The organism is Halorarum halophilum, from assembly GCF_013401515.1.
Classification (GTDB): domain Archaea; phylum Halobacteriota; class Halobacteria; order Halobacteriales; family Haloferacaceae; genus Halorarum; species Halorarum halophilum.
In genome coordinates, this window is sequence record NZ_CP058529.1 from 746,121 (window position 1) to 761,482 (window position 15,362).

A 15,362-nucleotide genomic window follows, 5' to 3' on the forward strand; every position below is an offset into this window, starting at 1 on the left:
TCGGGGATCTCCCCCACCGACGGACTCCCCCACCACGTCCGCCGAAGGCGCTGGTTCGGTTACTCGCCGCGCCACTCGGGGTCGCGCCCCTCGAGGAACGCGTCGATCCCCTCGTCCTTGTCGTGGCTGTCGAAGAGGCCGACGAACAGGTCCCGCTCGAACTCCAGCCCCTCCCGGAGCGGCCGTTCGGCCGCGCCCCTGACGGCCTCCTTGGCCCGCCTGAGCGCGAGCGGGCTCTTGTCCGCCATGCTGCCGACGAGGTCGTCGACGCGGTCGTCGAGTTCCGCCTCCGGGACCGCCTCCTCGACGAGCCCCAGTTCCGCTGCGTCCGTCGCGTCGACGAGTTCGCCCGACAGGACGAGCTTCAGCGCCTGTCCCTCGCCGACGAGCCGGGGGAGTCGCTGGGTGCCGCCGCCGCCGGGGATGATGCCGAGGCCGATCTCGGGCTGACCGAGCTTCGCTCCCTCCCCGGCGATGCGAACGTCGCACGCCTGCGCGAGTTCGCAGCCGCCCCCGAGCGCGTGGCCGTTCACGCGCGCGACGACGGGTTTCGGGCACTCGGCCACCGTCTCGTACACCCGGGGGAACGCGCTCGCCTCCCGCTGTTCCTCGGGGCCACGCTCGCGGAGTTCGGTGACGTCCGCGCCGGCGACGAACGCGCCCGACCCCTCCCCGCCGGTCAGGACGACGACGCGGACGGCGTCGTCCGCGGCGATGGCCTCGAACGCGGCCGTCAACTCCTCGCGGACCGTCGCGTTCAGCGCGTTCCGCGCGTCGGGTCGGTCGATCGTGACCGTCGCGACGAACTCCCCCCGGCTGCCGACCTCGGCGGCGACGAACTCGTTCCCCTCTGCGGCGGCCTCGGTTGGTGTCGTCATCGTCCCTCCCCCTCCGCCGCGGGATCGTCACTCCCCGAAACGCCCGCGATCTCGCCGTCCTCCCAGACGTAGAACCCCTCGCCCGTCTTCCGTCCCAGTTTCCCCGCGCGGACCTTCCGCCGGAGCAGCGGAGGTGGCGCGAACCGCTCGCCCAGTTCCTCGCGAAGGTGTTCGAGGATGTCGAGACGGACGTCGAGGCCGACGACGTCCGTGAGTTCGATGGGGCCCATCGGGTGCCGGTACCCGAGTTCCATCCCGGCGTCGACGTCGCGCGGGCCGGCGACGCCCTCCTGGAGCATCCGGATCGCCTCCACGCCCTGAATCGCGCCGAGCCTGGACGTGGCGAATCCCGGCGAGTCGGCGACGGTGACCGCGGTCTTCCCGAGCCCCTCCACCAACGACTCGGCGCGTTCGCGCGTCGTGTCCGTCGTCTGTTCCGCGAGGACGACCTCGACGAGGTCCATCGCGTGAACCGGGTTGAAGAAGTGGAGGCCCACGGCGCGGCCGGGTCGGTCGAGCGCCGCGGCGACGCTCGTCAGGGGGAGCGACGAGGTGTTCGAGCCGACGAGCGCGTCCCGCGAGAGGTGGGACTCCACCTCGGCGAGCACGTCGCGCTTCAGGTCGATGTCCTCCGGAACGGCCTCGATCGCGACGTCGGCGTCCGCCGCCGCTGTGGCGAGGTCAGTCGTCGTCTCCAGCCGCTCGAACGCCGCGTCCGCCTCGTCCCTGGACAGTTTCCCGCGTTCAACGCCGCCGTCGAGTGTTCGACGGACGGCCTTGGCCGCCTCGGCCAGCACGTCCCCGTTGACGTCGCGAAGTCGAACCCGGTGTCCCCCGACCGCGCATGCGTGGGCGATGCCGCGACCCATCGTGCCCGCCCCCAGCACACAGACCGCCTCGGTGTCGTTCATGCGAGGGAAGGCGACGGCGCATACCAAAAGTTGCCGGGTGTCGCCAGGCTCGCCCGGGGAGTTCGCGTCCGGCGGTCGGCGCCCCCAGCGACCGATACAGTTAGGTTGGGACGTGTTGGCGACCACCGAACGATTTATATCGGTTGGTTATCCGAGTCGGGTGGCCGTATTTGCCTTTATTCCGCTGGATTCGACGTATTTAGGCCGTGTGGACGGTTCGCACGTACCCGATATGTTTAATACTGTGGCCACCTCACTATGGGTAAGGACGACTGCCGTCGGGAACCTTTCTTCCACCGGTCGTGGTCGCTCCGGGAGTTCACCATGACAGAAACCAGCACCACCATCAGCAACTACGAGCGCGAGGAGGCAGTCGAGTCGCGGGAGGAGCGAACGCGGACGGCGTGTCCCGAGTGCGGCGGGACGGTCGTCGCCGACGAGGAGCACGGCGAGAGCGTCTGCCGCGACTGCGGCCTCGTCGTCGAGGAGGACGCCATCGACCACGGCCCCGAGTGGCGGTCGTTCGACAACGGCCAGCGAACGAACAAGTCCCGGGTCGGCGCGCCGACGACGAACATGATGCACGACAAGGGCCTCTCGACCAACATCGGCTGGCAGAACAAGGACGCCTACGGGAAGACCCTCTCGGCGGAACGTCGCCAGCAGATGCAGCGCCTGCGGACGTGGCACGAGCGGTTCCGGACGCGCGATTCGAAGGAGCGCAACCTCAAGCAGGCGCTCGGCGAGATCGACCGCATGGCCTCCGCGCTCGGCCTCCCCGAGAACGTCCGCGAGACCGCCTCCGTCATCTACCGCCGCGCGCTCGAGGACGACCTCCTCCCCGGCCGCTCCATCGAGGGCGTCGCCACGGCTAGTCTCTACGCCGCCGCGCGGCAGGCGAACACGCCCCGGTCGCTGGACGAGGTGACGGCGGTCTCGCGCGTCGAGCGCATGGAGCTGACCCGGACGTACCGCTACGTCGTCCGCGAACTGAAGCTCGAGGTGGCGCCCGCCGACCCCTCACAGTACGTGGCCCGGTTCGCCTCGGAACTCGGCCTCTCGGACGAGGGCGAGTGGCGCGCCCGCGAACTGATCAAGGGCGCCCAGGAGGCGGGCGTGACGAGCGGCAAGTCGCCGGTCGGCCTCGCCGCGGCGGCCGTCTACGCCGCAGCGCTGCTCACCAACGAGTCGCTCACGCAGAGCCGCGTCAGCGACGTCGCCGGCGTGAGCGAGGTCACCATCCGGAACCGATACAAGGAGCTGCTCGAGGCGGCGGACGACCTCCAGGCGTAGGCGAACACCCCCGGCGCGTCCCACGTTTTTTCCGTTCCGCGAAAACCTTTATTGACCGGCCGTCCGACGGCCTTCCCTATGGTCGAGGCGTTCATCCGGCTGCTCTGCCCCGAGTGCTCGAAGAACTGGGAGGAGAACCCCACCGAACTGACGGACCACCGGAGGAACTACTCGTGTCCGTCCTGCCACGCGACCCGGCGCCTCGCCGAGTTCATGCGGACCGAGCGAGACCTCGAGACGCTCAAGCAGTTCCACTGACGGTTCCCCGCCGTCCCAACTTCTCACACACGCCTCCGTCGGCCAACGCCCGACGGGCAGCGTCGACCACGGCCGCTACCGACAGGCAGGGGTGCTCACTCGGGGGTCGGGGAGCGCGCTCCGCAGGCGTCACACTTCAACAGTTGCTCGCCGCGTTCGGTGACGAGTTTCGTATCGGGGAGTCCACACTCCGGGCAGATGACGAACGCCTCGGTGTACTCGTCGACGGCGTCGCCCACCCGCCACTGTCTGAAGTCGCCGGTGAACCGCGCCCGGCCGCGCTCGTCGATACCGGCCGACGTGCCGAGTTCGTTCTGGATGAACTGCAGGAGGTGTTCGGGTTCCCTACCCAGGGTATCGGCGACGGAGCGGAAGTTCTCGAAAACAGTGACGTTCCCCTCGGGGCGGACCTCGGGATCCGGCACCGCGAACCGCGATTCGCCCTCGTCGATCTCCGGCGCCTCCTCGACGGCACGATCGAGCATGTCGTCGTACGCCATGGGTACGCGGACGTGCGCGTCGGGTAAAACTCTCGTGGCGGGAGCCGAGTTCCCCCGATTTCGACGGGTAAGCGGCATCCTAACTGCCGGCGTCCGCCGAGCAGTATCCGATAGGCCGTGGGTAACGTGACGCCACGACGGGTTAATCTGGCGCGAACTATGCTAACGCCCCTCAAGATAAGCCTTTAACCCTCCGGTCGCAAGCCAGATTCGTCCATGAAGAAGCAGGAGCTCATCCACCTGCACGGCCTTCTCGCCGAGGTACGGAGCGAGTGTGAAGCACGCGATGCGGATCTCGACCTCACCGAGTACGAAACACTCGGCGTGAAGCCGACATCGATCCACAAGTCGAAGACAGACCACAAAGCAGCGGTATTCAAACTGGCCGGAGGGATCACGTCGTCCGTCGTCGAGGCCCAGTCCGAAGCGGTCGCCCCCAAGGCAGACTGAGCCAGTTCCTTCCTACCCAATCCGTTCTCACCCCGAGTGACTACGTCGTCCGGTAGCCGTACAACCCCCGTCGTCGTCGGCCAAGCGGTGTCGTTCGACGGGTTATCAACCGGCTAAACGGACCGAGGCGCGTCGAACCGCTCGTCAGTTGTCGTCCTCGACCATCTCCTCGAACTCCGGGAGGAGGTCGTCGGAGTCGCTCTCGGTCTCCCGTTCGTCCCCGCCGTCGACGCTCGTCCCGTCGTCGCTCGTGCTGTCCGTGTCACTGCTACTCCCGCCGCCGTCCCCCTCGACGTCGTCCGCGTCCTCGTCGGACTCCCCGACGGGTTCGACGTCGAGCACCTTCAGCGGGATGTTCTCGAGGCGCTGCCCGATCTCCTTGCGGGCGATCCGCGTGGCGTGTTGCTCCCCCTCCACGTTGAAGACGGTCATCTCCAGTTCGAGCGCGACGAGCGCCTCGTCGGCCGCGACGAACGCCGGCGGGAGTTCCTCTCCTGAGGGCGACTGCCTGGTGCCCATCGTGATCTCCACGTAGTTGAGGTCGGGGTTCAGCATCTCGCCGGTCTTGGCGATGGCGATGCGAACCGCCTCGTCGGTCGTCTCGACGTCGTACACGGGTACGGCGGCCTCGACGACGACCCTACAGTCCATTACACCCCAATATACCGAATCTGGCGGCATGAAACTTCGGCCGGCCCACGACAGTGACAACGCTTAATTATCGAGTGATATTACCTAGTGTTGTATGGAGTTCGATCGATTCAGCGACACGAACGAGGCGGCCGTGACCCGCGCCATCGCGGACGCGTGGCACGAGGAGTTCATGGACAGCACCGAGGCGGACGTCATCGTCGTCGGGGGCGGGCCCTCGGGCCTTATGGCGGCGAAGGAACTCGCCGAGCGAGACGTGGACGTGACCGTCGTGGAGAAGAACAACTACCTCGGCGGGGGGTTCTGGCTCGGCGGCTTCCTGATGAACAAGCTGACCGTGCGCGACCCGGCCCAGGAGATCCTCGAGGACCTCGGCGTCCCCGCCGAGGAGACCGAGGGGGCCGACGGGCTGTACGTCGCCGACGCCCCCCACGCCTCGTCGGCGCTCATCGAGACTGCCTGCGACGCCGGCGCCCGCATCCAGAACATGACCGAGTTCACCGACGTGGTCGTCCGGGAGAACCACCGCGTCGCGGGCGTGGTGATGAACTGGACGCCGGTCCACTCGCTCCCCCGGGAGCTGACCTGCGTCGACCCGATCGCCGTCGAGTCCGACCTCGTCATCGACGCGACGGGACACGAGGCGGTCGTCGTCTCGAAGCTCCACGAGCGCGGCGTCGTCGACGCGCCGGGCGTCGAACACGCCAGCGAACACAACACCGGGATGGACACGAGCGCGGACGGCGAGTACGGCGCGCCGGGCCACGACTCGCCGGGACACGACTCGATGTGGGTCGCGGACAGCGAGGACAGGGTCGTCGAAGAGACCGGCTTCGTCCACGACGGCCTCATCGCGGCGGGTCTCGCCACGGCGACGACGCACGGCCTCACCAGGATGGGTCCGACGTTCGGCGCGATGCTCGTCTCGGGCAAGCGCGCGGCCGAACTCGCGCTCGACGAACTGGACGTCGACGGGCCGTCCGTCGAACTCGGCAGTCGACCCCCAGCCTCCGCCGACGACTGAGTCGGGTCGGAACGCGTCGCAGAGCAGTCGGTCGAGCCGGCGTTCGCCGGTATCGGGAGCGCCCCCGGGTCCTCGCTGGCGCGTTGGACCGAGCCGATCTCCCTCCTCCCGGTTCGATCAGGGGCGCTCAGGACGTCCCGTCACTCCCCGCCGGCCCTGAGGTAGTGGAACACGTACGTCTGCGCGTAGCCTGCGTACTCGCCCCCGAACCGCTCCCGGATGGCACGCGAGGTCCCCGCGTAGTTCCCGCGCTCGCAGTCCGGGTAGTGGTCCTCGACGGCGGTCCTGATCCAGGTGTCGAGCGGGACGGCCTCGAGGAAGCCGAGCGAGAACAGCAGCACGCAGTCGGCCACCTTGTCGCCGACGCCGACGAACCGCTTCAGGGACTCGCGGGCCTCCTCGTAGGACAGCCCCACCGCGTCGGTCGGGTCGGCCTCGCCGTCGGCGACCATCTCCGCGGTCCGCCGCACGTACGGTGCCCGGTAGCCGAGCGACAGGTCTCGGAGTTCGGCCTCTGTCCGCGCCGCGAGCTGGTCGGGCGTCGGGAACGCGTGGTACGTGCGCCCGTCGAACTCCATCTCGTCGCCGTACGTCCGGGCGAGCGCCCGTTGCATCCCGTGGATGCGCGAGACGCGCATCTGGGCCGAGCAGATGAACGAGACCAGACAGCCGAACGGCGGGTCGCGCACGAGCCGCATCCCCTCGTAGGCGTCGTACGCGCGCCGGAGGAGCGGGAGGTCCGGCGTGGCGTCGAGGATCGCGTCGAGGTCGTCGTCGAGCCTGAGCAGGTGCGTGAGCAGCGGCACGGCATCGATAGTCGACTCCCACTCCAGCCGGCCGTCGACCTGCCGGACACGGACCACCGCCCGCTCGTCGGTCACCCCGTCGACGGGCGGGACGACCGTCCCGAACCAGTGGTCGCCGCCGTGGGCCGACAGCGACTCGTAGGTGTTGTCGTCCGCGCGGTCCCAGAGGTACGACTGGCCGCTCTCGACGGTCGCCTGCAGATCGAACGGTCCGGCCAGGTCGGCGATCGGGATCGCCCCTCTCTCCATCGTCGGACCCGAGACACCGCAGGGGTGAGGCGGTTACGGTTCGCCGCCGGACCCCGACAGCGGCGGGAGGCGGACGCCGCGGGCCTCGCGGTAGTCCCGAAGGACGAACAGGAGGCCCAGCCCGACCAGTTCCCAGGCGAGCACGGCGGGGACCGCGCTCTCCAGCGGGTCCCGGACGAGATCGAAGCCGAGCACGGTGAGAGCGACCCTGTGGAGCGTCCAGGAGAGGACGACCGACGGGTCGCGGACGAGCGCGACCCCGAGGACCGAGACGGCGACCGGGACGCCGCCCCCGGCCAGCGCGACCCGGAGCCGACGGCCCGGCCGAAGGCCGCACTCGGCCCACAGGTCGGGGCGGCGCCAAGGAAGTGCCCCAGCCGTGAGCACGACGGCGAGATACGAGATCGCGAGACCGGGGACGGCGATGTACAGCGCCGGTGCGACGGCACCGAGCAAGCAGATCGCCGCGGCCGCACCGTAGCAGACGACCAGGCCCGCTGTCACCGGCTCGACGGACGTATCGTCGCCCGCGAGCTCCGAGAAGCCCGCGAGCGTCCGGGAGGCGGGGAACCCGAGCGCGACGAGCGCGGTCCAGCCGAGGAGCAGGCTGCCGGCCGCCGTCAACAGGGCGGGGTCCACCGGGAGGTACGCGGCGAGCGCGTCGGCGGTCGGCACGTCGGCGAGCGTGAGTCGGATCCAGTTCACCACGCCGAGCGAGACGAACGTCGCCAGCGCCGTCACGAGCCCGACCGCGAGGACGGCGAGGAGCACGCCCGCGGACGCGTCCGGCCCGCCTGTCGAACGCCCGTCGTTCGAACGGGACCACCCGCCGACGTCCACGCTCGCCGCGGCCTCGACGCCGAGGAACGCGAACAGCGCCGTGCCGAGACCCCTGGCGAATCGCGTAAACGGCGCCCTGCGGAGGTCGTCGGTCGGGAACGGCGGGTCGTAGTTGCCGGGAACGAACTCGCCCACGCCGGGAACGAACGCGAGCAGGAGCGCCGCGACGAGCGCGACGAGCAGCGTCCAGACGGGAACGGCGACGGCCGTCACCGCGCGGCGGGGGCCGAGTAGGTGGACGCCGAGCGCCAGCGCGCAGGCGGCGGCACCGATCGGCCCGGCCGGCAGGTCGGGAAGGGGGCCGACGACGATCTCGACGGCCGAGACGGGGCCCGTCGGGCCGACGCCCGAGATCCAGGCGGCCGCGTCGGGGGGGAGCGTCCCGAGGTGGCCGAACCAGTTCGCGAGCAGCGCGAGCAGCGCGACGTACGCGGCGACCGCCGGCCAGGCGGCGACGACGCCCGCCGCGCGCGAGCCCCACGTTCGCGAGACCGCGCGGTAGACGAGCCCCCTCCCCGTCCCGAACGGTCCGGACCGGAGCACGGCGAACGCGGCCGCGACGCAGGCGAACGCGCCACCGGCGAGGAGGAACGCCGCGGGCGCGACCGGACCTGCGGTCGGCGCGACTCGCTCCGGGACGAACAACAGCCCGCCACCGAGCGCGCCCGCGACCCCGACGCCGGCGACTCGGAGTGTCCGGACCGCGTCCTCCCGGTTCATACCCGGCTCTGGACGGCGACGGGGAAAAGTGCGCCTGCGGTCAGCGGTTGCGGCCGATCGGGAAGCCGACCCGGTCCGGATGCTCGTTGAACTCATCGAGGACGCGCTCGTAGAGGGCGTTTCGAACGCGGGTTCCCCGGCGCGGGTGGACGAGGTACCGGAGTTTGAGTTCGACCCACGACTCGCCCAGCACGACGTTGACGGCCGGGCGTTCGTTCACCTCCAGTTCGACGGGCGTCTCCGAGAGGCGCTCGCGGTAGCGCCCGATGGCCCGCTCCATGTCGTCGCCGAGGTGGTCGTCCGCTACCGCGACCATCCGCTCGCGGGCGAACGCGAGGTCCGTCTCGTAGGCGACCTGGACCGTCAGCTCGTTCCAGACGAACGGGAACTCGCCGCCGTAGTTGCTCACCTCGGCCGACAGCACGGTGCTGTTGGGGACAGTGACCACCCGGCCGGACGGCTGGTTCGAGGAGACGAGCGGCCCGTTGATCTCCCACAGCGTCGTGACGAGGAAGTCCACCTCGATGACGTCCCCCCTGGCCTCGCCGATCTGGACGCGGTCGCCGACCGTGTACGGCCGGTTCAGCATGATGTAGAACCACGCGATCAGCGACAGCAGCGGCTGCTGGAGCGCGAAGGTGACCGCGAAGCCGACGACGCCGAGCGACAGGAGGACCCCGAGCCACTGTTCGGTGAGCGCGCCCAGCGCGGTCACGACCGCGGCGGCGCCGAACAGGAGCCGAAGGACGTTCCGGAGGTCGTGGGCGCGTCGCTTGTTCTCCGTGCGGAGCACGAGCCGGAGTGCGAGGAGGTAACTGCCGTACGCAGCGAAGGCGACGCCGCCGACGAGCAGGGCCCGGACGAGCACCGCGTCGGCCGGGAACGAGCCGACGGTCAGCCCCTCGAACGGGGCGATGGCCCGCACCGTCACTGCACCGAGCCAGCACCCGGCGGCCAGTAGGAGCGAGCCGTACCCCAGTTGTCGCTTCACGGGTCGGCGTCGGACGGCCCCCACGTAACTGTTCTCACACGTGGCTGTCGGCTGCTAACATGCGTCAATCGCTGGACGTGAGGGGCGCGTTATCAGAATTGGAATCCTGGGTTCCCCATAAGTTATGGATGGCCAAACCATCCCCAACTCAGCCCCCACAGGGGACGTATGCAAAACAATTATATGGCCGCCGGCCATAGTATGTAATACATTATGACCGGATACCACGACTACGTTCTCGGCCTCATTCCCGCCGCGCTCCTCGGAATCACCGCGCTCCTCGCGCTGGCAGGGTTGTCCGTGCAGATGGCCGTTCCCGTCGGTGGTGGTGTCGCCGCGCTCCTCATCGCCCACGCGATGTTCGTGCGCGGCCCCGGTGCCACGACCGGATCGGCCGCGACCGAGACGACGACGTCCGTCGCACCGCCGAACGCCGACTAGGCGACAGTCCTTTTCACCCCTCCCGTCGAACCGCGAGTCATGACCGAGGCGCTGTTCCTGTCGAGCGATGAGGTCGCGGGCCTCGCATCGCCTGGCGAGTACGTCGACGCCGTCCGCGACGCCTACCGGCAGGTGGGCGACGGTGCGCCGGCCGAACCGCGCACGAAACTCGCGAACGACGATCCGCCGGGGATGTTCACGACGTACGCGGCCGTGCTCCCCGAGACCGGCGCGATGGGCGGGTACATGTACTCGGCCGGCTTCGGCGAGCGGGACGCCTGGTTCATGACGCCGCTGTTCGACGCCGAGTCCGGCGAGCCGCTGGCGCTGCTCGACGGCGCGTCGATGAACCCCTTCAAGACCGGCGCCGCAGGGGCAGTCGGGGTCGACGCGCTCGCCCGCGAGGACGCGACCTCGCTCGCGCTCATCGGAAGCGGCGCGCAGGCCCGCGGCCAGTTGAAGGCGGCCGCCGCGGTCCGGGACCTCGAGACGGTGTGGGTGTACTCGCCGACGAAGGAGAGCCGGGAGGAGTTCGCCGGCGAACTGAACAAGGCGCTCGACGCGTCGGTCGCGGCCGTCGCCTCCTCCGCGGCGGCCATCGAGGACGCCGACATCGTCGTCACGGCGACCAACGCCGACGAGCCGGTGTTCGACGGCGACCAGCTCGAACCCGGGAGCCACGTCACCGCGATGGGCCAGTACGACCCCGACAAGCGCGAACTCGACCACGAGACGATCCGGCGGGGCACCTACGTGCCGGACCTCCGGAAACGGGTCACGCGGGACGCCGGTTCGTTCATCTCGGCGCTGGAGGCGGGCGTCGTCACGGAGGACCACGTCCACGCCGAACTCGGCGAGGTCGTCGCCGGGGTCGAATCCGGCCGCACCGACGAGGACGAGATCACGATCTTCGACTCGGGCGGAACCGGGATCGAGACGACCGCCGCCGCCTACCTGCTGTACGAGAAGGCCGTCGAGGACGGGCTCGGCACGCCCATCGACCTCTCGCCCGCTAGCCAGGCGCTCACCGGGGAGTAATCGACGTCACGCGGGAAGCAGGGAATCCACTGTCGAAGTCCGCTTTTTCGTCCGACGGGTCAGTCCGCGCCTGCCGCCGCCTCGGCATTCGTCCGCCGCCGTTCCCTGACGTGGAGTGCGAGCGCGCAGCCCACGGCGACCACGCCGCCGAGCGTGACGACGCCGAACGCGACCCGGTACCCCGCCGGGGTGTACGCGCGCGCCCCGTCGATGACCTCGCCCGTCCAGTACGCGTCGAGAACCAGCCCCATGACCGCCGGGAACACGGCCGCGCCCAGATACCCGAGTCCGTTCACCGTGCCCGTCGCGGCGCCGCTGTCGTCGAGGTGGCGCTCCTTCGCGACCGTGTATGAGACGGCGGTGCCGCCGGTGACGAACATGGCGACGAACAGCACCGCGCCGACGACGACGAGCGGCGGCGCGACCGTGAGGAACACGACCGCGTACGACGCGAGGAACACGAGACAGGAGGCGAGGATGACCTCCGTGCGCCGGCCGAGCCGGTCCGAGAGCGCGCCGAGCACGGGCGAGCCGAGCGCGAAGCCGACGTTCGCCGCGAGCACCGTCGTCGCCGCCGTGGCGACCGAGACGTCGTGGACGTGGACCATGTACGGGACGCCCCAGAGGCCGACGACGGTGAAGTTCAGCCCGATGACCAGGAACAGCATGATCCCCATGAGCCACGTCTCGAGGTCCGAGAGCACGCGTCGTGCGCCCGCGATCACGTCGCCGAGCGACTGGGACCCGTCGGCGGCGGCCTCGACCCGGGCGTCGTCGGGTCGGTCCCGGACGGCCGCGTACACGCCGACGGCCACGACCCCCATCGCCGCGGCCGACCCGAACATGACCGGTCGCCAGCCGGCCGCGTCGGACGCGATGGCGAGCGGCGTCGTCGCGAGGATGCCGCCCATGCCCGCGGCGGCGATGGTGAAGCCCGTCATCGTCGCGAACTCGTCCGACGCGAACCAGTTCGCGCAGAAGCGCAGCACGGCGACGTAGATGACGCTCCCGCCGAGACCGGCGAGCGCCCGGCCGAGGAACCCGACCGCGAGCGACCCGCTGGCCGCGAACACCGCGACGCCGACGGCCATCCCGACGAGCCCGCCGGCCACGACCCTGCGCGGTCCGTAGCGGTCGGCGACGAGGCCGGCGGGGAGCTGGGCGGCCGCGTAGATGTAGAAGAACGACGAGTGGAGGAGGCCGAGTTCGGCCGCCGTGGCGTCGAAGACGGCCGCGAGGTCGCCTGCGAGCACCGCCGTCGAGTTGCGGAAGAAGTTCACGAAGAGGAACCCGCACGCGAGGACGAGCCACATCGCGTGCCCGCGGTCGATTCCTGCCATACGAGTGATTGATCGATGGCCCCCTTATGGCTGGTGACTCCGGCGACCGGGACCGTCACCGGAGCGAGCCCGCGGTACTACGTCCGGCGACGAGGTGCCACGGGTCCGGCCCTCGATGGTACCTCGATACCGAGTCGGCACCCGGAGGGTGCTCCCGTCGAGAGATTACCCTCTGGGCATGCTCAGTAGACGGCGTCCCGGATCGCCCCGTCGAGCTCCTCGAACTCGGCGAGGTACGCCCGGCGCTCGTCCCTGAGGTCCCGCAGCGTCCGCTCGTAGCCGTCGACGTGCTCCGCGACGGAGAAGGAGCCGATGTCCATCCCCGGCACGGAACTCGGGACCGTGAGCCCGGTCGCGTCGTCGGTGGTCCACTCCACGGCGCCGCGCGAGAGTTCGCGAAGGATGGTGACCGTGTCGTCGACGCCGATGTCCTTCCCGTCCCCGAGCGTCCCCGTGTTGAGGACGAAACAGTCAACGTCGAGTTCCGCGACGAGGTCCCGGAATCGGTTCCCCTCCTCGCCCTCCGGGCCGACGATGAACGGGTTGGTGCCGACGACGCGGATGGACTCGCCGGCCTTCGACGGGTCGCCGGCGCTGGTCTCGATCGACTCGCCCAGCATGAACGCCGCGGCCGCCTCGTCAGGGTCGAGCTTCGTGACCGGGGGCATGGCGGGGTTGCGCGTGATGAAGAACACCTGGTCGACGCGGTCCAGGTTGATGTCCTCGTCGGCGGAGGAGAGGTGTTCGCGAAGGACGATGGCCCGGCCGTTCGCGGTGTACTCGTCGCTGTCGAAGTCGACGGTCCCGTCCTCGTCGACCGAGACGTTCTCGAGCACGGCCGACTCGTGGGTCACCGCCTCGTACACCGCCGGCTGCTCCTCCGGGTCGAGGCCGATGGTCTTGACGTACAGCCCGTTCCCCTCGCTGCCGGCAACGCTGCCGTCGGGGAGCAGCGCGCACACGTCGTCCTGGAGCATCGTCGCTCGTTCGGGCTCGTCGAGCCAGAGTCCGTGGGCTGTCAGCGTCGACTTGCCCGTGGCCGAGAGGCCGAGGAACAACTGTCCGACCTCCTCGAGCTCACCGTCCCCGCCGGCAGTCCGGGCGACGACGCGCTTGCTCCCCGCGTGGAGCCCGAGGCCGCCGGCGCGCTTCGCGTAGTACATGAACAGCCGGAGGAACGACTTCTTCGCCTCTCCAGAGTAATCGGTCCCGAGTACGACCGTGACGCCCTCGTCGGGGAGCACGCGGATCGCGACCTCGTCCCAGTCCGGGAGCTGGACGGTGACGAAGTCGGGGTCGGGCGCGCCGGCACCCGTACCCGCAGACTCGACGGGCTCGAACAGTTTCGCCCACGCGAGTGCGATCCGCGCGTGCTCGACGGGGACGAAGAGCCGGCACACCGAGGAGTGGTCGGGGTGGCGACCCATCCGCCGGTCGACACAGAGCATCTCGTGCTCCCCGACGTGGGCGGCCGCCGCCTCGAAGCGGGCGTAGTCCTCGCCGTCGAACTCGTCGTCGACGGCGTTCCGTGTCAGGTCGGCGTTGCGCGAGCGGTGCTCGCTCACGTACGCCGGACAGCCGTACTCCGTCGTCGTCTCGCCGCCCGCGGCCAGTTCGCGGAGGCGCTCGAAGGACGGATTGTACGTCACGTTGTCGGCGTCGTCGGGGTCCGGGAACGCTTCGTCTCCGAAAGCGCCTGTGACCCATGCGTTCGACATCAGTGGATAACAGAACGGACTCGATTATAGTAATTTGTGAAAATCGTTCAATCAGAGCCGCTTCAGCCTTGGCATAATTTGCTCGTACTGGGGTACCTCGTTCCGATACCCGGAACTCCTGTCCGGCTCCGTTCGGACGCGGGCGAACAAATCCCCGGGCGGCACGCCACTGCCGACGTCGCGCTACTGGAGCCGGTACCGGAGCAGCGCCGCCACGCCGCCGAGGTTCTTCAACTGCTGGCCCGGCGCGAACTCCTCGGAGAAGACGACGACGTCACCGCCCTTCTGTTCGACCTCCTCGATGAGGTCGTTCGCGTCGACGTCCCAGTCGCCCTCGCCCTGGCGCTCGGAGCGGAGGCGCTCGTCGAGGACGAGGAGCGTCTCGACGGCGCCGAACTCGGCCGCCTCCATCGTCTCCGCGACGCCGTACGTGGCCTTCGCGCCCTCTGCCATGCGCTCGGTGAGCTGATCGATGAGTTCCGCCTCGCGAGCGATCCGCGTCTCCTGCTGGACGTCCGCGACGGCGCCCCGCTTGAGCACCTCGTGGACCCCGCGGTCGCCCGCGGCGGAGGTGTCGACGACCGTGATGCGGTCGTCGAGGTCGCGGTGCTCCTCGGCGATGTAGTCGCGGGCGTCGTTCTTCGTGAAGCCCGGGCCGGCGAGGATGATCGCGTCCGAGTCGAGGTGGGAGAGGGCGTCGCCGAGTTCGGCGAACAGCTCCGCGCGGGGACGGGCGTACTCGCCCTTCCCGGTCGGCTTCGTGAAGCTCGCGTACTCCTCCGTGCCGTACTGCTGGACGGTGTGGATGTAGGCCGCTCCCTCCTCGACCGTGGCGATGGCCACGTCGGGCGCGTCGGTCGCCTCCTCCGCCTCCTCGACGCGCTCGAGCTGGTCGGGTTTGAAGTGCTTCTCGACGGTCAGCTCCGAGCGCTCCTCGACGTTGATGGTGTGGTGGTGATCGAGCTGGTCCTCGCGCGAGCAGCCGACGATGACGCCGCCGACCCGGAGGCGGTTGGCGAACCGCGCGAACTCCACGTCCTCGACCTCGAGGGTCACGTGCATGGGCTCGCGCTCACCCCCGGTGTCCCGGAGGTTGTCGTCGTCGCGCTGGACCCGTCGGGTCGTGTCCGCCTCGACCAGGTCGCCGGGTTCGAGGACGTGCGAGAGGTGCCAGAGGTCGTCGGTCGTCTCCGGGACGACCGTGAGCCGCTCGCGGCCCTCCGCGCCGCGGCCGCGGCCTTCGATTCGCATGGC

At 69.8% G+C, this 15,362-nt stretch carries 16 protein-coding genes; 6 read left to right on the forward strand and 10 right to left on the reverse strand.

Features of this window, described 5'->3' with window-relative positions; genetic code table 11:
- Positions 1-59 precede the first annotated feature (59 nt).
- Both HUG10_RS03935 and HUG10_RS03940 read right to left on the reverse strand, forming a co-directional pair.
- The gene (locus HUG10_RS03935; protein ID WP_179168320.1) at positions 60-878 is read right to left on the reverse strand and encodes an enoyl-CoA hydratase/isomerase family protein; all 819 of its coding nucleotides are present in this window, start codon (positions 876-878) and stop codon (positions 60-62) included.
- Positions 875-1,789 (reverse strand): 3-hydroxyacyl-CoA dehydrogenase family protein, encoded by a 915-nt coding sequence (locus HUG10_RS03940; RefSeq protein WP_179168321.1) that lies wholly within the window; start codon positions 1,787-1,789, stop codon positions 875-877. Before HUG10_RS03940 ends, HUG10_RS03935 begins: the two co-directional genes overlap by 4 nt.
- A gap of 324 nt (positions 1,790-2,113) precedes the next feature.
- Here HUG10_RS03940 and HUG10_RS03945 point away from each other — a divergent pair, with 324 nt between their 5' ends.
- On the forward strand, positions 2,114-3,082 hold the full coding sequence (locus HUG10_RS03945; protein WP_179168322.1) for a transcription initiation factor IIB: 969 nt from the start codon (positions 2,114-2,116) through the stop codon (positions 3,080-3,082).
- 78 nt (positions 3,083-3,160) lie between these two features.
- Positions 3,161-3,340: a DUF7836 family putative zinc-binding protein gene (locus HUG10_RS03950; RefSeq protein ID WP_179168323.1), complete on the forward strand. Its 180-nt coding sequence runs from the start codon at positions 3,161-3,163 to the stop codon at positions 3,338-3,340.
- Between the two features lie 95 nt (positions 3,341-3,435).
- Here the strand turns inward: HUG10_RS03950 and HUG10_RS03955 are convergent, their stop codons facing one another.
- A complete protein-coding gene (locus HUG10_RS03955; protein ID WP_179168324.1) occupies positions 3,436-3,840 on the reverse strand; it encodes a translation initiation factor IF-2 subunit beta in 405 nt (134 codons plus the stop codon).
- Between the two features lie 216 nt (positions 3,841-4,056).
- Between HUG10_RS03955 and HUG10_RS03960 the strand changes: the two genes are divergently transcribed.
- Positions 4,057-4,290 carry a UPF0058 family protein gene (locus HUG10_RS03960; protein WP_179168325.1) on the forward strand — a complete coding sequence of 78 codons (234 nt, stop codon included), beginning with the start codon at positions 4,057-4,059 and terminating at the stop codon, positions 4,288-4,290.
- A 144-nt stretch (positions 4,291-4,434) separates the two neighbouring features.
- Here the strand turns inward: HUG10_RS03960 and HUG10_RS03965 are convergent, their stop codons facing one another.
- A complete protein-coding gene (locus HUG10_RS03965) occupies positions 4,435-4,941 on the reverse strand; it encodes a DUF555 domain-containing protein (protein ID WP_179168326.1) in 507 nt (168 codons plus the stop codon).
- 94 nt (positions 4,942-5,035) lie between these two features.
- Here HUG10_RS03965 and HUG10_RS03970 point away from each other — a divergent pair, with 94 nt between their 5' ends.
- Positions 5,036-5,965, forward strand: a complete 930-nt coding sequence (locus HUG10_RS03970) for a sulfide-dependent adenosine diphosphate thiazole synthase (protein ID WP_179168327.1) — start codon at positions 5,036-5,038, stop codon at positions 5,963-5,965.
- A 140-nt stretch (positions 5,966-6,105) separates the two neighbouring features.
- On the opposite strand, the gene HUG10_RS03975 is transcribed toward HUG10_RS03970, so the two are convergent.
- The 3 genes from HUG10_RS03975 to HUG10_RS03985 are packed head-to-tail and all read right to left on the reverse strand — an operon-like array spanning position 6,106 to position 9,571.
- Complete coding sequence (locus HUG10_RS03975) at positions 6,106-7,020, reverse strand: DNA-3-methyladenine glycosylase family protein (protein WP_179168328.1); 915 nt, start codon at positions 7,018-7,020, stop codon at positions 6,106-6,108.
- 33 nt (positions 7,021-7,053) lie between these two features.
- Positions 7,054-8,580, reverse strand: coding sequence for a hypothetical protein (locus HUG10_RS03980; RefSeq protein WP_179168329.1), 1,527 nt, complete (start codon positions 8,578-8,580; stop codon positions 7,054-7,056).
- A gap of 40 nt (positions 8,581-8,620) precedes the next feature.
- Positions 8,621-9,571: a mechanosensitive ion channel family protein gene (locus tag HUG10_RS03985; protein ID WP_179168330.1), complete on the reverse strand. Its 951-nt coding sequence runs from the start codon at positions 9,569-9,571 to the stop codon at positions 8,621-8,623.
- A gap of 213 nt (positions 9,572-9,784) precedes the next feature.
- On the opposite strand from HUG10_RS03985, the gene HUG10_RS03990 reads away from it, so the two are divergent.
- Together HUG10_RS03990 and HUG10_RS03995 are read left to right on the forward strand one after the other, a co-directional pair.
- A complete protein-coding gene (locus tag HUG10_RS03990) occupies positions 9,785-10,012 on the forward strand; it encodes a hypothetical protein (protein WP_179168331.1) in 228 nt (75 codons plus the stop codon).
- Positions 10,013-10,051: 39 nt separating this feature from the next.
- Positions 10,052-11,050, forward strand: a complete 999-nt coding sequence (locus HUG10_RS03995) for an ornithine cyclodeaminase family protein (protein WP_179168332.1) — start codon at positions 10,052-10,054, stop codon at positions 11,048-11,050.
- Positions 11,051-11,109: 59 nt separating this feature from the next.
- Here HUG10_RS03995 and HUG10_RS04000 read toward each other — a convergent pair whose 3' ends face one another.
- The 3 genes from HUG10_RS04000 to HUG10_RS04010 form a co-directional block, all read right to left on the reverse strand.
- On the reverse strand, positions 11,110-12,390 hold the full coding sequence (locus tag HUG10_RS04000; RefSeq protein WP_179168333.1) for an MFS transporter: 1,281 nt from the start codon (positions 12,388-12,390) through the stop codon (positions 11,110-11,112).
- A gap of 182 nt (positions 12,391-12,572) precedes the next feature.
- On the reverse strand, positions 12,573-14,108 hold the full coding sequence (locus HUG10_RS04005; protein WP_179168334.1) for a phosphoenolpyruvate carboxykinase (ATP): 1,536 nt from the start codon (positions 14,106-14,108) through the stop codon (positions 12,573-12,575).
- A gap of 183 nt (positions 14,109-14,291) precedes the next feature.
- Positions 14,292-15,359 carry an mRNA surveillance protein pelota gene (locus HUG10_RS04010; RefSeq protein ID WP_179168335.1) on the reverse strand — a complete coding sequence of 356 codons (1,068 nt, stop codon included), beginning with the start codon at positions 15,357-15,359 and terminating at the stop codon, positions 14,292-14,294.
- Between the last annotated feature and the right edge of the window lie 3 nt (positions 15,360-15,362).

What these genes read in the sequence shown, in the direction of transcription:
- HUG10_RS03935 (WP_179168320.1), bottom strand. Translation starts at nt 878, where the DNA reads ATGACGACACCAACCGAGGCCGCCGCAGAGGGGAACGAGTTCGTCGCC.
- HUG10_RS03940 (WP_179168321.1), bottom strand. Translation starts at nt 1,789, where the DNA reads ATGAACGACACCGAGGCGGTCTGTGTGCTGGGGGCGGGCACGATGGGT.
- HUG10_RS03945 (WP_179168322.1), top strand. Translation starts at nt 2,114, where the DNA reads ATGACAGAAACCAGCACCACCATCAGCAACTACGAGCGCGAGGAGGCA.
- HUG10_RS03950 (WP_179168323.1), top strand. Translation starts at nt 3,161, where the DNA reads ATGGTCGAGGCGTTCATCCGGCTGCTCTGCCCCGAGTGCTCGAAGAAC.
- HUG10_RS03955 (WP_179168324.1), bottom strand. Translation starts at nt 3,840, where the DNA reads ATGGCGTACGACGACATGCTCGATCGTGCCGTCGAGGAGGCGCCGGAG.
- HUG10_RS03960 (WP_179168325.1), top strand. Translation starts at nt 4,057, where the DNA reads ATGAAGAAGCAGGAGCTCATCCACCTGCACGGCCTTCTCGCCGAGGTA.
- HUG10_RS03965 (WP_179168326.1), bottom strand. Translation starts at nt 4,941, where the DNA reads ATGGACTGTAGGGTCGTCGTCGAGGCCGCCGTACCCGTGTACGACGTC.
- HUG10_RS03970 (WP_179168327.1), top strand. Translation starts at nt 5,036, where the DNA reads ATGGAGTTCGATCGATTCAGCGACACGAACGAGGCGGCCGTGACCCGC.
- HUG10_RS03975 (WP_179168328.1), bottom strand. Translation starts at nt 7,020, where the DNA reads ATGGAGAGAGGGGCGATCCCGATCGCCGACCTGGCCGGACCGTTCGAT.
- HUG10_RS03980 (WP_179168329.1), bottom strand. Translation starts at nt 8,580, where the DNA reads ATGAACCGGGAGGACGCGGTCCGGACACTCCGAGTCGCCGGCGTCGGG.
- HUG10_RS03990 (WP_179168331.1), top strand. Translation starts at nt 9,785, where the DNA reads ATGACCGGATACCACGACTACGTTCTCGGCCTCATTCCCGCCGCGCTC.
- HUG10_RS03995 (WP_179168332.1), top strand. Translation starts at nt 10,052, where the DNA reads ATGACCGAGGCGCTGTTCCTGTCGAGCGATGAGGTCGCGGGCCTCGCA.
- HUG10_RS04000 (WP_179168333.1), bottom strand. Translation starts at nt 12,390, where the DNA reads ATGGCAGGAATCGACCGCGGGCACGCGATGTGGCTCGTCCTCGCGTGC.
- HUG10_RS04005 (WP_179168334.1), bottom strand. Translation starts at nt 14,108, where the DNA reads ATGTCGAACGCATGGGTCACAGGCGCTTTCGGAGACGAAGCGTTCCCG.
- HUG10_RS04010 (WP_179168335.1), bottom strand. Translation starts at nt 15,359, where the DNA reads ATGCGAATCGAAGGCCGCGGCCGCGGCGCGGAGGGCCGCGAGCGGCTC.